The following is a 16,572-nucleotide window of genomic DNA, read 5'->3' as shown; positions in this document are numbered from 1 at the left end:
GGCGTCAGCGCGCCGCCGCGCGCGAGAAGAGCTCGAGCATCAACGACGCGCCGTCGAGCGGCGACGGCGCGGGCGAGAACCACCACGGCTTCGCGCCGCCGGGCCACGCGTGCCCCTGTCCGCGCACGATGACCTGCTCGACCCCGACGCCCGTCGGGCAGTCGGCCGATCGCACGATGGCGGCGAGCGGCGTGGAATCGCGGACCGTGGCGCCGGCGCACCCGTCGCGCGCCGCCCAGAACGCCTGCGCCGCATCGAACGACGTCGCGTATGCCGGCGAGCCGCGCGCCGCGTTCTCCGCGTGGTCGCGCGCCAGCTCGTCGTCGCGCTCGCCGCGCACGAGCAGCACCGTGAGACGGCGCGCCGGCTCGCAGGGTGTCTCCGGCATCGTCCCGGCCACGGAGGCGACGCCGGCGACGAGATCGCTCGCGTCGCACGCGAGCAGCAGCGCGAGCGTCCCTCCCGACGAGAGGCCGGCGGCATACACGCGCGAGCGGTCCGCGTGCTCCGTCGTCGCGAGCGCGTCCACCACGGCGCGCGCGAAGCCAACGTCGTCCACGCGGTGGCGGAGCGCGAAGCCGCAGCACGTCCGCACGTTCCAGGTGAGATCCGCATAGCGGAGCGATCCGGTGCCGTTGAGATACGCCACCTCGTAGCCGAAGCGGTCGGACACCGCGTCCAGGTTCGACTCGGCGCGCACGGTCGTGGCGTTGCCCGTGTTCCCGTGGAAGACGAGCACCAGCGGGCGCGGCACGTCGTTCGTCATGCCGGCCGGGAGGTGCAGCATGTACGACCGCTCGCGCCCGCCCACCCGCACCGTGTGGAACGTCGTGGCACCGGGCCGCGCCGCCGCGAGCGGCCGCGCGCCGAGCAGCGGAGCGCATCCCGCGGCGAGCGCGAGGAGGCCTAACGCCAGGCGCGCGAGCGCCGCGCTCACCGCGGCTGGCTCACCGCCGGCCCGGCCCGGCATGCGCGGCGCGCATGCTCTCGCGCGCCGTGGCGTCCTCGTCGAGCAGGAACCGCGCGACGATGGTCGACGCGTCCACGTGCGGCGATGGACGCGGCTCGAACATCCACACGCGCACCCCGCCCGGCCAGATGTGCCCCTGCCCGCGCACGATCAGCTCGCGCACGTCGCGCCCCGGCGGGCACCCGAGCTGCGACACGAGGACGTAGTCGGCGGTGCTGTCGACGCGCGCGTCCGGTGCGCACCCGTTGTGGGCCGCCCAGAAGCGGCGTGCGCCCGGGAACGACACGGCGTAGAAGTGGTTGTTGCGATGCCGATGCTCGGTGTGGTCCTTCTCCAGCTCCACGTCCTCATCGCCGCGCACGAGCAGCACCGCCATGCGCGCGCGGGTCGCGCACGTCGTGTCGGGCATGGCGCCCGCCACGTCGGCCGCACCGTAGATGAACTGCCGCCGCGCGCAGGCGAGGAGCAGCGACATCATGCCGCCCGCCGAGAAGCCCGTGGCGAACACCCGCGACGAGTCCACCGGAAGCGCGTGCGCGAGCGTGTCCACCACGGCGCGCGCGAACGCCACGTCGTTCACGCGCAGTCGCTCCGCGGAGCCGCAGCAGGTGGCCGCGTTCCACGTGAGCCCCGCGAAGCGCAGCTTGCCCGTGCCGTTGAGATACGCGACCGCGAAGCCGAGGCGGTCGCCCACCTCGTTCAGCCGCGTCATCTCCATGTTGACGTTCGCGTTCTCGGTGTAGCCGTGGAATGAGAGCAGGAGCGGCACGCGCCGACCCGAGTCGGCGGCCGGCGGCAGGTGGAGGAGGAACGACCGCTCGCGTCCGCCCACGTGCAGCGTGTGAAAGGACGTCTCACCGGGCGCCGCCGCCGTGAGGCCGCGCGCGCCGATGAGCTGCGCGCACGCCGCTACGAGCAACACGGCGACCAGCGCCGCCACCATTCGCACGCGTCTCGTCATGTCCCGCACTCACACCGATTCGGGCCGATCCGTCGTCCGCCGCACCTAATACACTGGACGTGCCACGGGCCCCGATGTGAATGCGGCGGCGGTCACTCGCCGTACGGGATCCACACGTTCTTGACCTGGGTCGCCTGCCGCAGGAACTCGCGCCCCTCGGCCACGCGCGCGTCGCGCCACGCACGCGGCGTCCACTCCGTCCACGTGCGCTTCATGTTCGACGCGGACGCCAGCTCGACGGCCTTCGCGCCCTCGCGCGGACCGAAGTACCAGATCGCGTCCACGTCGTCGTGCTCGGCCAGCGTCTTCGCGAGCGAGTCGCGCTCGCCGGTGACGATGTTGATGACGCCACCCGGCACGTCGCTCGTGTCGAGCACTCCGTAGAAGTCCGTCGCCGCGAGCGGGTACTTCTCCGACGGGATCGCGATCACCGTGTTGCCGGTGGCGACGAGCGGCGCGACGAGCGACACGAAGCCGAGCAGCGGCGCCTCGTCCGGGCACGCGACGCCGACGACCCCGATCGGCTCGTTCATCGCGAGCGCGACGCCACGGATCGGCACGTCGTGCACGAGACCGTCGTACTTGTCGGCCCACGCCGCGTACGTGAACAGCCGCGACACCGCCGCGTCGATCTCCGCGCGCCCGTCGCCGCGGCCGGTCAGGTCGTCGATGCGGCGCGCGAACTCGTCGGCGCGCGCGGCGAGGTTCTCGGCCGTGTAGTAGAGGATCTGCGCCTTCGCGTGGCCGCTCGTCTTCGCCCACCCTGCCGCCTTGTGCGCGGCCTCCACGGCGTTGCGCAGATCCTTGCGGTTCCCCTCGCCGACGGCGCCGAGCACACGCCCGTCCGCGCCGAGCACCCGCCGGCTGTAGCCCGAATCGGGACGTGCCTGCTTGCCGCCGACATAGAGCTTGGGAGTTCGGTCGATCGGCGGTAGACCGTCGGGACTCGGGACTCGGGACTCGGGACTCGGGGCTGCGGACTCCCGAGTCCCGGGTCCCGGGTCCCGAGTCCCGGCAGGCTTCAGATACTCCCACATCCCTTCCCGCCCGCCCTCGCGCCCGAAGCCCGACTCGCGATAGCCGCCGAATCCCGCCGCGGCGTCGAACAGGTTCGTGGAGTTCACCCAGACCACGCCGCACTTCAGCTTCGGCGCGACGTCGAGCGCGAGGTTGATGTTCTCGCTCCACACGCTCGCGGCGAGCCCGTACGGCGTGTTGTTCGCCAGCGACACCGCCTCGCCGGGCGTGCGGAACGTCATCGCGACGAGCACGGGGCCGAAGATCTCCACCTGGGCGATCGTCGCCGACGGGCTCACGTCGGTGAACAGCGTCGGCGGGTAGAAGCATCCTTCCGCCGGGCACGCCCACGACGGCTGCCACATCTGCGCGCCCTCCTCGCGTCCCTGCTCAACGAGTCCGCGGATGCGCTCGAGCTGCACCGGGGCGACGATGGCGCCGATGTCCACCGCCTTGTCGAGCGGGTTGCCGAGCCGCAGGCGCTCCATGCGCGCGCGCAGCTTCTCGTACAGGCGGTCGGCGACGCCCTCCTGCACCAGCAGCCGCGAGCCGGCGCAGCACACCTGCCCCTGGTTGAACCAGATCGCGTCGACCACGCCCTCGACGACGCTGTCGAGGTCCGCGTCGTCGAACACGATGAACGGGCTTTTGCCGCCCAGCTCCAGCGACAGCTTCTTGCCGCTCCCCGCCGTCGCCTTCCGGATGATGCGTCCCACCTCGGTCGATCCGGTGAACGCGAGCTTGTCGACGCCCTCGTGCGCGACGAGCAGCTTGCCCGTCTCGCCGTCGCCGGTGACGATGTTCAGCACGCCGTTAGGCAGCCCCACCTCGTGCGCCAGCTCGGCGAACGCGAGCGCCGTCATCGGCGTGAACTCGGCCGGCTTCAGCACCACCGTGCAGCCGGCGGCGAGCGCGGGCGCGACCTTCCACGCGAGCATGAGCAGCGGGAAGTTCCACGGGATGATCTGCCCCACGACGCCCGCGCCCTCGTAGCCCGCGAACTCCGACTCCAGCAGCTGCGCCCACCCGGCGTGGTGGTAGAAGTGCCGCGCCACGAGCGGGATGTCGATGTCGCGCGTCTCGCGGATGGACTTCCCGTTGTCCATCGTCTCCAGCACGGCGAGCAGCCGCGAGTGCTTCTGCACCGCGCGGGCGAGCGCGTACAGGTAGCGGGCGCGCGCATGGCCGCCCAACGCCTTCCACTTCGGCAGCGCGGCGCGCGCCGCCTGCACCGCCGCGTCCACGTCGGCCTCGTTGCCCTGCGACACGCGTGCGAGCCGCTTGCCGTTCGCCGGCTCCTGCACGTCGAACAGCCGCGCGTCGTCGACGTCGGTCCAGCGGCCGTTCACGTACTGCCCGAACTTCCCGTCGTGCGCCTGGAGCCACTGCCTAACGGGCGCGTCCGCCTCGGGCGCCGGCCCGTACTCCATGGTCTCGAAGATCTCTGCGACCGTAGTCATGTCGTGTTCGCTGCGTGGCTGCGTCGCTGCGTCTGCTGCGTGCCGTTACGCAGCGACGCAGCCACGCAGCGGTCGTTAGACCATGGGATGACGATGCGCCGCCGAGTAGCGCCCGGTGACGAAGTGCTCGAGCTGCCGCTCGATGTCGGTGAGCAGCGCGCTCGCGCCCAGGCGGAACAGGTCCGGCTTGAGCCAGCGATCGCCGAGCTCCTCCTTCATGAGGTACTCGTACTCGAGCGCCTGCTTCGCCGCGCGAATGCCGCCGGCGGGCTTGAACCCGACCTTGTAGCCGGTGCGCTCCTCGTACGCCCGGATCGCGCGGCACATCACGACGCCGTAGGGCAGCGTCGCGTTCATCGGCTCCTTGCCCGTCGACGTCTTGATGAAGTCCGCGCCGGCCATCATCGCGACCTCGCTCGCGCGCGCCACGTTCGTGAGCGTCGCCAGCTCGCCGGTGGCGAGGATCGCCTTCAGGTGCGCGTCGCCGCACGCCTCGCGGAACGCGGCCACCTCGTCGTAGAGCGCGTTCCACTCGCCGCGCAGCACGTGCGCGCGCGTGACGACGATGTCGATCTCGGTCGCGCCGTCGTCCACCGAGGCGCGGATCTCGGCGATGCGCTCGCGCAGCGGCGACAGCCCCGCCGGAAAGCCCGTCGACACCGCGGCGACCGGGATGCTCGTGCCGCGCAGCGCCTCCACGGCCGTGGCGACGTAGCGGTGGTACACGCACACCGCGCCCACGGTGATGTTCAGCTGCGCGACGCCGAGCGCCTCGAGCAGGTCCGGGCGCACGGGGCGGCGGGCCTTCGCACACAGCCGCAGCACGTTGCTCGGCGTATCGTCGCCCGACAGCGTCGTGAGGTCGATGCAGGTGATCGCGCGCAGCAGCCACGCGGCCTGCCACTGCTTCTTCACCGTGCGCCGCGTCGGGATCGTCGCGGCCCGGCGCTCGACGGCGCTCCGGTTCACGCGGAGCGCGCGCACCACGTCCAGGTCGAGTGCCGTGCCCGGGTTGCGCTCCAGCGAGCCGTCGTGGTGCGGGTCGCGGGCCGGTGCCGGGCGCTCCAACGTCGGACGCGGCTCCAGCAGACGCGCGCCGCTCAGCGTGCCGCCGGCCACGCTCGACGCGTCGCGCAGCGCCTTGGCGGGGGTTCGTTTCGCTTCCATGCCCCAATCTACCTACCGCGGGGCGCCGCTTGGAGCCGGCGCCCGGCGCCCCACGTGGCTCAGCGCCGGGCGCGCAGCGCCCTCGCGACGGCAGTCGTGACGAGGAAGCCGACGCCGGCCGCGATCGCGCCCACCGCCAGCACGCGGTTCGACGGCCGCTGCGGCATCCGCTCGGGGAGCCGCTCGCGCAGCGCCGCCGCCCCACGGCGCGCGGCCTCGAGGCCGCGCCGCCCGTGACGCTCCGCCGCCTCGACACCGTCGGCGAGCCGCGCCTGCACCGTCTCCGCCGCGCGCGTCGCACGGCCGGCCACGCTCTCCGGCGCCACGCCGAGCGTCGCGAGCTGGTCGGCCGCCCACTCGTAGTGGCGCGCCTCGTCGTCCGCCGCGCCGCTCACGATCTCCGAGATCGCCTCGGGCCACTCCGTCGCGTGCGTCGCGGCCCGCGTGTACTTCTCGCACACCTGCGCCTCGTTCGTCTTGAACGCGAGCATCACCGCGCGGTCGCTCCCCATCGCGCCGAGCGCCTGCATCGCGAGCTTGAACGGGCCCGAGGCGATGTGCGCGCGCTCGACCGGCGTGCCGCCGAGGCGAAGAATGACGCGGGTGAGGTCAGCGATGTGCCGCTCGTGATCGGCGCGGAACCGCATCACCGTCTCGCGCCGACCGACGTTCGTGAGCGCACCGATGGCTATCGTGTACGCCTCCGCCGCGTCGTGGTCGAGGGCGAGCAGGTCGTTCAGCTCGGCGAGCGCCGAAGCGTCGAGGCTACCGCGTGGCTCGGTGGGGACCGTCATCGGTGCGTTCTCCGGTGTCGTTCGTTCGATCGTACGGCGAGGCAGGCCAGTCCGCACACCTCGCGCCGCGGGCGCGTGCGCGCCGTTCCGTTAGGCGTCGTCGCGTTCCACCGGCAGCCCCGCCTTCTGCCAGGCCGCGTAGCCGCCAGCGAGGTTCGCCACCTGCGACATGCCGTTCGCCTGCAGCACGCTCGCCGCGATGGCCGAGCGCGACCCGCCCTGACAGTGCACCACGATCGGGCGGTCGTGCGCGAGCGCGCGCACGCGCTCCACTTCCTCCGCCAGCCGCGCGAGCGGCACGTGCGTCACGCCCGGCAGGTGCCCCGCCTCCCATTCGCTCTCGTTGCGCACGTCGACGACCGCGACCTCGCCGCGCTCGAGTCGCGCGCGCAGCTCGCTCACCGTCGTCTGCGGCGTCTTCTCCAGCGGCCCGTGGCGCGCCGCCCACACGTCGAGCACGCGCGCATCGAACCACCCGCCGAAATCGTCGACGCCGACGAGCGCGAGCGCGCGCGCCGCCTCCGCCACCCGGTCGTCGCTCCCCGACTCCGCCACCACGAACACCGGGCGATCGAACGGAAGCAGCGACGCGACCCACGTCGCGAACTTCGCGCCGAACGGCACGTTGACGGTGCGCGGCACGTGGCCGGCCGCGAACCGCTCCGTCGACCGCGCGTCGATCACGAGCCCTTCGCGCAGCGCGTGCACGAGCGTCTCCGCCGGAACCTGTCGCGGCGCGGCGCGGTCGCCGAGCGTGGCGGGACCGTCGCGGTTGATGCGCTTCATCAGGCCGAAGTACGGCGGCGCCTCGGGCTGGCCGTCGAGCACCGCGCGCACGAACGCGTCCTCGTCGTCGATCTGCAGCGCCCAGTTCGCGATGCGCTCGTAGCCGAGCGTGGACTGCGGCACCGCGCCGAGCGACTTGCCGCACGGCGAGCCGGCGCCGTGGCCGGGCCAGATCTGCAGGTAGTCCGGGAACTCCGCGAACCGCTGCAGCGATCGGAACAGCGTGCGCGCTCCGGACTCCATCGTTCCCGCGATGCCCGCGGCCTTCTCCAGCAGGTCCGGTCGTCCGACGTCGCCGACGAACAGGAAGTCGCCCGTCATCGCGCCGAGCGGCTGCGTGGCGCGCTCGTCGTTCGTGATGAGGAACGTGAGGTGCTCCGGCGTGTGCCCCGGCGTGTGCAGCGCGCGGACGCGGATCCGCCCGACCTGGAACTCGTCGCCGTCGCGCAGCAGCGTCGCCCCGGCGTCGGCGGCGAACTCGTACTGCCAGTCGGCGCCGCCCTCCGCGGAGAGCAGCAGCCGGGCGCCGGCGCGCTCCGCCAGCTCGCGGGCGCCGGACGCGAAGTCGGCGTGGATGTGCGTCTCGGTCACGTGCGTGATGCGCAGGCGGTGGGCGGCGGCGACGTCGAGGTAGTGCGTGGCGTCCCGCACCGGGTCGACGACGAGCGCCTCGCCCGTGGCCTGGTCGCCGATCAGGTAGCTCGCCGCGGCGAGGGACGGCTCGTAGATGCGCTCGAAGTACATGGAAAAGTCGTCGGGTGGGCCGGTCGGTGGCTCCGGCGAACCCACCAATATGCCCGCCGGCGGCGCTCGGCGCACTCCGGTCATCAGGGCGCCGGTGAAACGTCTGGCTCGGGCACGCCGTAGTGTGGATACAATGCTCAGCGTATCATCGGGGGCGGTTCGCTCGTCGTGCTCGGCGCGACGGTGGCCGTCCCCGTCGTCATTTCCATGGACATCTACACGTTCAGCCTCGCCCTCGGCGGTGCCGGCCTCGCCGTCATGGCGCTCGGATCGATCGGGCACCACGGCCACGGCCAGTCGCACGGTCACGGTGGTCACGGCCACGGCGGCCACGGTCACGGGGGCCACGGCCATGCGGGACACGGCCATGCCGGCCACGCCGCGCACGGGCACGACGCGGGACACGCTCACGGTGTCGGCCACGGGCTCGCCGGCGGGGCGCAGTCGGCGCTGCTCTGGACGCTCGCCACGCCGCGGCTGGTGTTCGCGACGCTGCTCGGCTTCGGCGCGGCGGGGCTCCTGCTGCGCACGGTGCTCGGCGGGATGGTGCTGCTCGTCGTCGCGCTGCTCGCCGGGCTCGCGTTCGAGCGGTTCGCGATCCGGCCGCTGATGAACCTCCTGTTCGGGTTCGCGTCCTCGCCGGCGCTGACCCTCGAGAGCACGCTGTTCGACGAGGCCCGCGCGGCGAGCGGATTCGACGCGAACGGCGAGGGACTCATCGCCGTCGACGTCGACGGGCAGGTCGTGCAGGTGCTCGGTACCCTGCGGCCCGAGGACCGGGCGCTCGGCGTGCGCGTGCGCGCCGGCGACCGGCTCCGCATCGAGGACGTCGACGGCGAGCGGCACCGCTGCACCGTGTCCTATCTCGGCCCGCGCGCACTCTTCCCCCAGCAGCCTAACGGCTGAAGGACGCCCTACCATGCAAAGCCTCATCGCGATCGCGGTCGTGGTCTTCGCGCTCGTCTTCGTCGTGCCGCTCATCGTCGCCTCGTTCCTGCGCAACGTGGAGGCGGGCACGATCCGGCTCGTGAGCTGGCTGCACGGCGGCACCGTGATCTACCGCGGCCCGGGCAAGTCGAAGGAGATCCCGCTGCTCACCACGGGCACGACGATCTCCAGCAAGGTGATCAACGTCGACCTCGACATCACCGACCAGACGGCGGACCTCGACGACGCCGGCGTGCCGCGCCCCATCAAGGTGCGCATCCTGGCGAGCGCCATCGTGTCGGTTGGCGACACGGACGCGCTGATCAAGACCGCGGCGAACCGGTTCTTCTCGAAGACCGACGCCGATCAGCTCAACACGCTCACCGATCTCCTCTCGAGCTCCGGCCGCCGCGCCATCAACCTGCTCACGCACGACCAGCTCTTCTCCGCGAAGACGGCGCCGACGGTGCGCGCGCTGCCGGCGCCGATGCCGTCCACCGCCCTCGCCGCGCGCCAGTCGGTGGAGGTGATCCCCTCGGCGCACGATGCCGTGATGGCTGTCGAGGACGACGACGACCCGCTCGCCGTGATCATCCGCAAGGCGTGCTCGCGCGAGCTCACCGACCTTGGCCTCATCTTCAACTCGCTGAACATCAAGGTCGTGCAGTCGGAGGTGGCCGAGGCGCGCCGCCGCCAGAGCGCGGCCGAGGCGCAGGCGAACGCGGAGATCGTCGCCGCCACGCAGACGCGCCGCGCGCGCGAGGCGCAGCTCGAGGCCGAGCGCGTGATCTCGGACAAGCAGCGCGAGCTGGAGCAGACGCGCGCCGCGAACGCGGCCCTCATCGCGCAGGCCGAGGCGAAGAAGCAGGAGGCGTTAGGCGTGCAGCGCGTCGCGGAGCTCGACGCGACGCAGATCGCTCAGGCGCGCGCCGACGCCGAGCGGGTGCGCATCGAGGCGCAGGCCGCCGCCGAGGCGGAGGCGATCCGCATCAAGACCATCGCCGCCGCGCAGGCGGAGAGCATCGAGAAGGTGAACGCCGCGATCGCCGCCGGCGGCGAGAGCTACTTCCGCTACCGCCAGATCGAGATGCTGCCGCAGATCGCGCCCGCGATCGCCGGCGCGCTCGCCGAGGCGAAGCTGGTGACCATCTCCAGCGACGGAAAGGGCGCCGCCGACTCGACGACGAACAACATCACCGGCGTGATCCAGACGGTGCTCGCCGCGCAGCTCGTGGCGCGGGGCGGCCTCGTGGAGGGCAACGGCATCCCGCCGGTGTCCGCGCCTAACGTCTCGCTGCCGCCGGTGCCGGACCGCCCCGTCACGCGCAAGTGACGCTCGTGTGAGTCTCGCGGTGCGGAAGGGCACGCTTACTGCTCCCGGCGCGGGAGATGCTTCTGACCCCACGCTATCTCCCGCGCCTCACCGCGACCATCGGGCTGTTCACCCGCTACGGCCTGGCGGACTTCGCCAAGCAGCAGGGAATCCAGGCGCTCGCGCAGCCGCCGGAGGACGACGGAGCGCTCGACGGCGACACGGCGAAGCTGGCCGAAGGCTTCCGTAAGCGGCTCGTGGAGCTCGGGCCCGCGTACGTGAAGCTCGGTCAGGTCCTCTCCACGCGCCCCGACCTCCTCCCGCCGGCCTACATCCGCGAGCTGGAGAAGCTGCAGGACGACGTGCCGTCGGTGCCGTTCGCGGACATCGAGCACACCGTCGAGGAGGAGCTGGGCGGACGCATCGGCAAGCTGTTCTCGGAGTTCGAGCACGACCCGCTCGGCAGCGCCAGCCTCGGACAGGTGCACGCGGCGTGGCTGCGCGACGGGCGGCCCGTCGTCGTGAAGGTGCAGCGCCCCGACATCCGGCAGCAGCTCGCGGACGACGTGGAGTTCTTTCACGAGCTCGCGGCGTTCCTCGCCGCGCACACCGAGGCCGGCGCGCGCGTCGACATGGTGGGCGTGGTGCAGCAGCTCGAGCGCGCGCTCGCCGACGAGTTGGACTATCGCGTCGAGGCGCGCAACGCGATGACGTTTCGCCGCTCGCTCGCCGACTTCCCGCGCATCCTCGTGCCGCGCGTGATCGAGGCGTACAGCACCGAGCGCGTGCTCACCACCGAGCGCATACGCGGCGTGAAGATCGACGCCGTCTCGCCGCTCGCGCGCCTGGAGCACGACTTCGCGCCGGTGGCCGACGAGCTGACGCGCGCGTACCTGAAGCAGATCGTGCTCGACGCGCACTTCCACGCCGACCCGCATCCGGGAAACGTGTTCGTCGTGCTGCCGTCGACGGAGAACCCGCCGACGCCGACCGAGGCGCGCGAGAGGGATCGCCGCGCCGTGCCGCGCGAGGCCGCGACACCGCTCGCGCGCATGGAGTCGCAGGCGCAGCAGCGCGCCGCGCCGCAGCCGCCGGAGATCGACGCGAAGCTCGCGCTCATCGACTTCGGGATGACGGCGCGGCTTCCGACGTCGCTGCGCGAGCAGATCGTGCGGCTCATGCTGGACGTGGCCGACAACCGCGGCGACGACGCGGCGGAGACGCTCATCGAGATCGGGCAGACGCTGCCGGGCTTCGACCGCGCGGGGTACGTGCGCGAGATCGCGTCGCTCATGGCGCGCAACTACGACCTCACGGTCGGCGACGTCCAGATCGGGAGCGTGCTGTACGAGTTGATCAACATCTCCTTCCAGCGCGGGCTGCGACTTCCCGCGGAGCTGACGCTGCTCGCGAAGGCGATGTTCAACCTGGACGCCGTCACGCGCGCGCTCGACGCGACGTACAACCCCATCGAGACGATCCGCGACTTCGGCAATCAGGTGATGGCGGAGCGCGCGCGGCGCGAGCTGAGCCCGCGGCGGCTCATGCAGCTCGCGTCGGAGGGCGGCAACCTCGTCGCGTCCCTGCCGCACCGGCTCGACCTCATCACGCAGCGGCTGGCGAGCAACGAGTTCGCGACCCGAGTCGAGGTGCCGCAGGTCACGCAGCTCACGTCGGCGCTGCAGAAGGTCGCGAACCGCATCTTCTCCGGCGTCGTGCTCGCCGGGTTGCTCATCGCGAGCGCGATGCTGCTGCCGTACCGCCGCTCGTTAGGCACGGCCGGGTTCGTGCTCGCGGGTGCGCTCGGGCTGTGGATGGTGCTCTCCATCCTCTGGTCCGACCGCCGGGATCGCCGGTGACCGCGCAGGCGATTGCGCCCGGTGCGCGGCCCGGTCATGTTGGGCTGCGCCCCGCCCCGACCGCACCGACCGCGCCGTCATGATTCCCTTCGACCTCGCACCACGACGCCTCGAGGTGCCGGCCCACACCGAGCCCACGATCGTCGTCGTCACGGGGGCGGAGCCGCGACACGTGCGCTTCGCGCTGCGCATGCAGCAGGCGTTCGGCACGGACGTCGTCGCCTGGTATCAGCTCACGCGTCCCCCGAGCGCGCCGCCGCCGGCACCTCCCGCCGCGCCGCCCGCGCCGGAACCGCTGCTGCGCCGTGCCAGGCGTGCGGTGCGACGCGCGCTCGGACGCCGGCCGCCGGTCGCGCCCGAGCCGCCCGCCTCCATCTTCCTCGAGGAGATCGAGGTCCTGCGGCCGCATGCCGTCGTTCCACCGCGGCTGCTGCCGGCGAGCGAGGCGAACGGCGACACGTTCGTGCGCGAGCTGCGCGCGCTGCGGCCGTGCTTCCTGCTCACGCTCGGCGGCGGCTTGTACGGTCGTGACGTGCTGGAGTCGGTGCGCGGCCTGCCGATCAATCAGCACGCCGGCTACTCGCCCGACTACAAGGGAAACCAGACGACCTACCAGGCGCTGTACCACCGCGACCTGCGGCGCGTGGCGTCCACCGTGCACGTGACGACGACGGGCGTCGATGCGGGGCCGATCCTGCGCCGCTCCACGCCGTGTCTCACGCCGAGCGACTCGGTGCAGACGGTGATGGAGCGCGTCGTCGCCCTCGGCACGGAGCTCATGATCGAGTGCGTGCGCGAGATCCGCGACACGGGAAGCATCCTCGCGTTCGACCAGCCGCTCGACGGTGTGACCTATCTCGCCCGCGAGTGCGACGCGCACGTGCGCGGTGCGGTGCACGGCGACTTCGGGCGCGGCTGGCTCGGCGCGGCGCTGCGACGGAGGCGCGCCTGGTGAAGCCGGGGTGGTACGTGCTCGGGTTTCACGAGGTGTCGTGGGAGGAGAACCCGTATCTCAGCGGCCTCCCGCTCACGTGCCCGCCCGATGCGTTCGCGAAGTGCGTCGCGTCGCTCGCGCGCGTCGCGACGCTCGCGAGCGTGGCCGAAGGCCACGAACGGTGGCGCGCGGGCGCGCTCGACCGCGCGTACGTCAGCTTCTGGTTCGACGACGGCTACGTCGGCGTGCGCCGCTACGCGGCACCGATCCTCGCTCGGCACGGCGTGTCCGGCGCGCTGTCGGTCAACAGCCGCTTCACGAGCCGCACCGAGATGTTCTGGCGCGCGAAGCTGTCGTACCTCAGCTACCGGGACGGCATGCGCTTCGTGCGGAGCCGGCTGCGCGCCCGCGGACACGACGCCGCGGAGCCCGTGCGCCACGCGACGCTCGACCTGTTCTCCCCCGAGTTGGTCGCCGACGTCGACACGGTGTATCGCCGCTTCACGTCCGACGCCGATCGGGCCGACGCGTTCCGCATCTTCGACGACTGGGACGGTGTGCGCGCGCTCGCGTCGAGCGGCTGGACCATCGCGAACCACACGGCGGCGCACTACCCGGTGCTCGAGCCCACCGCGCTGCCGCTGCTCTGCGACCAGTTCGCCGAGTGCGAGCGCGAGCTCGAGGCGCAGCTGGGCGTGCCGAGCGCGTACTGGGTCGCGCCGTTCGATCGCAAGCCGCACCGGGCGCCGGCGTTTCAGGCAACGTTCGACGCGTGCGCCGGTGGGCGCACGCTCGTGCTCGTCGGCAACGCCGTGAACCGCGACTTCCGACCCGGGAAGCCGATCGAGCGCATCGGGCCGCCACCGGATCTCGCGTCCCTGCCCGACCTGCTCGCGCGACTGCCCGACTAGCGGTCGCCGATGGAACGCGAGCGCGGACGTGTGGTAGTACACATGTCCGCGTGACGCCGGTCACATTCCCCTCCGGTGTCCGCGGCCCACGTCGCGCGTGCGTCCGTCCGCGCGATGCCGCTCTGTGTCGCCGGCCCGGAGGAGCAGTCATGAAGTCGTCCATCTGGCGCGGCGTCGCGCTCACCGTCGCGCTCGCGAGTCTGTCGCGTTCCGCCGCGGCGGCCGGCCTCAGCGGGTCGCACGCATCGATGGTGCGACAGCACGCCGCCGCCGTGGCGCTCGACTACACGTTCCTCGGCTCGCCGTCGCAGGTGCGCGAGTTCGTCGCCGAGGGGCGGCTGGAGCCGGTTGCGCCGAGCGCCGATCTCGCGCTGAGCGGCGTGTCGTTCCCGTACGCCCGGCCCGAGGTGCACCTCTTCGTCGACCGCCTCGCCGCGCAGTACCACGAGGCGACTGGCGAGCGCATGGTGGTGACGAGCCTCGTGCGGCCGCTCGACGAGCAGCCGAGCAACGCCAGCGACCTCTCCGTGCACCCAGCCGGCATGGCGGTGGACCTGCGCGTACCGGCGAAGGCCGCGACGCGCGCGTGGCTCGAGCGTACGCTGCTCTCGCTGGAGAAGGCCGGCGTGCTCGACGTCACGCGCGAGTACCACCCATCGCACTTCCACGTCGCCGTGTTCCCCGAGGCGTACGGCGCCTACGTGGCGCGCATGGGGCCCACGGAGGCCGCGCGGGCGGCCGCGCCCGCCCCGATGCCTAACGCCACGATGGTCCCCGCCGCGGCCGCGGCGCCCGACCTGATCGTCGCGGCTCCGCGCGGTGCGCCGCACGCGCTCGTGGCGCTCGCTGCGCTCCTCATGGTCGTGCCGCTCGGCGCCGCCGCGGTCGCGCACCGGCGCACGCCGTCGGGCGTCTGAGCGTGCGTCAGGCGTGGTCCGCCACGCCTTTCGCGCCGGCCTGCCGGGCGCAGTTCGCGCAGCAGTAGAACGTGCCGTTCGCCTCGATGCCGTGGCCGACGATCTTGCAGCCGCAGTGGTCGCACACCGGCGCGAGCTTGTGGATCGCGCACTCGAAGCTGTCGAACACGTGGCGCTGTCCCGCCGTGATCACCTCGAACGACAGGTAGTAGTCGTTCCCGCAGACCTCGCACTTCGCCATGACCGCCTCCGGCTCACGGGGGAGTCTTCCACTCGGCGGCTGCGTCGAGCGGATCCATCGGCAGCGGCAACGGCATGCGCGACCTTGGCGCGGACGTGAACGCACGCGCGTCGGCGAGCAGCTCCTGCACCTCCTCGTCGCTCGTCTGCGTGAAGTCCTCGTACCAGCGGCCGACGGCGACGAACGGCTCGGGTGTCAGCGCGCACACCGTGTCGTCGGCCTCCATGCGCAGCGTCTCGCACGTCTCCGGCGGCGCGATCGGCACGGCGACGACCACGCGCTTCGCCCCCTCCTGACGCACGGCCGATATCGCGGCACGCATGGTCGATCCCGTCGCGAGCCCGTCGTCGACGAGGATCACCGTGCGGCCCGCGACGTCGGGCGCGCCGCGACCGCCGCGGTAACGCTCCTCCCGGCGCGCGAGCTCGCGCCGCTCCACGTCGGCCACGGCTCGCAGCTGCGCGTCGGTGACGCCGGCCCGCCTAACGAGATCGTCGTCCAGCACCATCACGCCGCCGCTCGCGATCGCGCCCATCGCGAGCTCCGGGAACTGCGGCAGGCCGAGCTTGCGCACGATGAACACGTCGAGCGGCGCGTGGAGCTCGCGCGCCACCTCGTACGCCACCGGCACGCCGCCGCGCGGCAGCGCGAGCACGCGCACGTCGGGATCGTTCCGGTAGGAGCGCAGCTCGACGGCGAGTCGCCGCCCTGCGTCGACGCGGTCGCGGAATCGTGCAGCCATCGTGGCCTCCAGGCACGTCGGTCCGCTCGACGATCCGCTGCACGCGGCGCGCCGCGATCGGGTCAGCGACGCCGGGGTTCGCGTGCGTACGTGCCCATCAGCTCGGCCGTCTCCGGCACGTGCCCCGTCGTCGCCGTGTCGACCTCGGCGCGCCCACGTGATGCTCAGCGGCATCGTTCGGCTCCCCGACGGCGCGCAACGAACGACGCCCGCGGAGTCGGGGACCCGGCGGGCGTCGTCATCACTTCGAAGTAGCAGGGGCGGGACTCGAACCCGCGACCCCGGCATTATGAGTGCCGTGCTCTAACCGGCTGAGCTACCCTGCCACGGGCCGTATCATCGGCCGGCTCATGAACTTAACCGGACTGACCGGGAAACGGAACGGCCGGCTCCGGGAGCCGGCCGTCCGTATGGCGGGGGCGGGATTTGAACCCGCGACCTTCGGGTTATGAGCCCGACGAGCTACCAGGCTGCTCCACCCCGCGTCGTTGATCCCAAGTATATCCGGGCCGTTTCGATCGTCAAGGCCCGCGCTTCGTGGAGTCGGCGTCGGGCCGCGGGTCCGCGAAACGGTACAGCAGCTCCTTCTCTCCGCGCACCATCCCGAACTCCTCGCGCGCGATGCGCTCCTGCAGCGCGGGATCGGTCTCGAGTCGCTTCTGCAGCGCGCCGAGCGAGTCGACCTGCCGCTGCAGGGAGTCGATGCCGGCGAGCAACGACTTCTTGCGCGCACGCTGCCGCAGCAGGTCGGTGGTGCCGTACTCGCCCCCCTGGAGCGCGTACACCACCACGCCGAGCACGATGGCGCCGATGAGAAGCTTCCGGATCAC

At 72.4% G+C, this 16,572-nt stretch carries 15 protein-coding genes and 2 tRNA genes; 6 read left to right on the top strand and 11 right to left on the bottom strand.

Annotated features, from left to right (window positions below):
* Positions 1 to 4 precede the first annotated feature (4 nt).
* The 6 genes from J421_RS15185 to J421_RS15160 form a co-directional block, all read right to left on the bottom strand.
* Positions 5 to 970, bottom strand: coding sequence for a CE1 family esterase (locus J421_RS15185; protein WP_025412033.1), 966 nt, complete (start codon positions 968 to 970; stop codon positions 5 to 7).
* Positions 948 to 1,931, bottom strand: coding sequence for a CE1 family esterase (locus J421_RS15180; protein WP_104022660.1), 984 nt, complete (start codon positions 1,929 to 1,931; stop codon positions 948 to 950). The genes J421_RS15185 and J421_RS15180 overlap by 23 nt, the downstream gene beginning before the upstream one ends.
* Before the next feature lie 92 nt (positions 1,932 to 2,023).
* Positions 2,024 to 4,408 carry an aldehyde dehydrogenase family protein gene (locus J421_RS15175; protein ID WP_025412031.1) on the bottom strand — a complete coding sequence of 795 codons (2,385 nt, stop codon included), beginning with the start codon at positions 4,406 to 4,408 and terminating at the stop codon, positions 2,024 to 2,026.
* 75 nt (positions 4,409 to 4,483) lie between these two features.
* Positions 4,484 to 5,575, bottom strand: coding sequence for a deoxyribose-phosphate aldolase (gene deoC, locus J421_RS15170; RefSeq protein ID WP_025412030.1), 1,092 nt, complete (start codon positions 5,573 to 5,575; stop codon positions 4,484 to 4,486).
* Between the two features lie 59 nt (positions 5,576 to 5,634).
* Positions 5,635 to 6,369, bottom strand: coding sequence for a DUF2383 domain-containing protein (locus J421_RS15165; protein ID WP_025412029.1), 735 nt, complete (start codon positions 6,367 to 6,369; stop codon positions 5,635 to 5,637).
* Positions 6,370 to 6,459: 90 nt separating this feature from the next.
* Positions 6,460 to 7,899: an MBL fold metallo-hydrolase gene (locus tag J421_RS15160; protein WP_025412028.1), complete on the bottom strand. Its 1,440-nt coding sequence runs from the start codon at positions 7,897 to 7,899 to the stop codon at positions 6,460 to 6,462.
* A gap of 207 nt (positions 7,900 to 8,106) precedes the next feature.
* On the opposite strand from J421_RS15160, the gene J421_RS33635 reads away from it, so the two are divergent.
* The 6 genes from J421_RS33635 (at position 8,107) to J421_RS15130 (ending at position 14,759) form a co-directional block, all read left to right on the top strand.
* Positions 8,107 to 8,805 carry a hypothetical protein gene (locus J421_RS33635; RefSeq protein ID WP_201773021.1) on the top strand — a complete coding sequence of 233 codons (699 nt, stop codon included), beginning with the start codon at positions 8,107 to 8,109 and terminating at the stop codon, positions 8,803 to 8,805.
* Positions 8,806 to 8,818: 13 nt separating this feature from the next.
* Complete coding sequence (locus tag J421_RS15150) at positions 8,819 to 10,159, top strand: flotillin family protein (protein WP_025412026.1); 1,341 nt, start codon at positions 8,819 to 8,821, stop codon at positions 10,157 to 10,159.
* A gap of 56 nt (positions 10,160 to 10,215) precedes the next feature.
* Positions 10,216 to 11,997, top strand: coding sequence for an ABC1 kinase family protein (locus J421_RS15145; protein WP_025412025.1), 1,782 nt, complete (start codon positions 10,216 to 10,218; stop codon positions 11,995 to 11,997).
* Positions 11,998 to 12,076: 79 nt separating this feature from the next.
* On the top strand, positions 12,077 to 12,952 hold the full coding sequence (locus J421_RS15140) for a formyltransferase family protein (protein ID WP_025412024.1): 876 nt from the start codon (positions 12,077 to 12,079) through the stop codon (positions 12,950 to 12,952).
* Positions 12,949 to 13,842 carry a polysaccharide deacetylase family protein gene (locus tag J421_RS15135; RefSeq protein WP_025412023.1) on the top strand — a complete coding sequence of 298 codons (894 nt, stop codon included), beginning with the start codon at positions 12,949 to 12,951 and terminating at the stop codon, positions 13,840 to 13,842. The genes J421_RS15140 and J421_RS15135 overlap by 4 nt, the downstream gene beginning before the upstream one ends.
* A gap of 149 nt (positions 13,843 to 13,991) precedes the next feature.
* Positions 13,992 to 14,759, top strand: coding sequence for a DUF5715 family protein (locus tag J421_RS15130; RefSeq protein WP_025412022.1), 768 nt, complete (start codon positions 13,992 to 13,994; stop codon positions 14,757 to 14,759).
* A 7-nt stretch (positions 14,760 to 14,766) separates the two neighbouring features.
* Here J421_RS15130 and J421_RS15125 read toward each other — a convergent pair whose 3' ends face one another.
* From J421_RS15125 to J421_RS15105, 5 genes are all read right to left on the bottom strand, one after another.
* Positions 14,767 to 15,000 carry a hypothetical protein gene (locus tag J421_RS15125; protein WP_025412021.1) on the bottom strand — a complete coding sequence of 78 codons (234 nt, stop codon included), beginning with the start codon at positions 14,998 to 15,000 and terminating at the stop codon, positions 14,767 to 14,769.
* 13 nt (positions 15,001 to 15,013) lie between these two features.
* On the bottom strand, positions 15,014 to 15,742 hold the full coding sequence (locus J421_RS15120) for a phosphoribosyltransferase (RefSeq protein ID WP_025412020.1): 729 nt from the start codon (positions 15,740 to 15,742) through the stop codon (positions 15,014 to 15,016).
* A gap of 252 nt (positions 15,743 to 15,994) precedes the next feature.
* Positions 15,995 to 16,068, bottom strand: a tRNA-Met gene (locus J421_RS15115).
* Positions 16,069 to 16,153: 85 nt separating this feature from the next.
* A tRNA-Met gene (locus J421_RS15110) sits at positions 16,154 to 16,227 on the bottom strand.
* A gap of 36 nt (positions 16,228 to 16,263) precedes the next feature.
* Positions 16,264 to 16,572: an FtsB family cell division protein gene (locus J421_RS15105; protein WP_025412019.1), complete on the bottom strand. Its 309-nt coding sequence runs from the start codon at positions 16,570 to 16,572 to the stop codon at positions 16,264 to 16,266.

Origin of the sequence: Gemmatirosa kalamazoonensis, from assembly GCF_000522985.1 — a bacterium.
GTDB lineage: Bacteria > Gemmatimonadota > Gemmatimonadetes > Gemmatimonadales > Gemmatimonadaceae > Gemmatirosa > Gemmatirosa kalamazoonensis.
The sequence above is the reverse complement of the archived record's forward strand: the minus strand, read 5'-3'. Positions and strand labels throughout refer to the sequence as shown.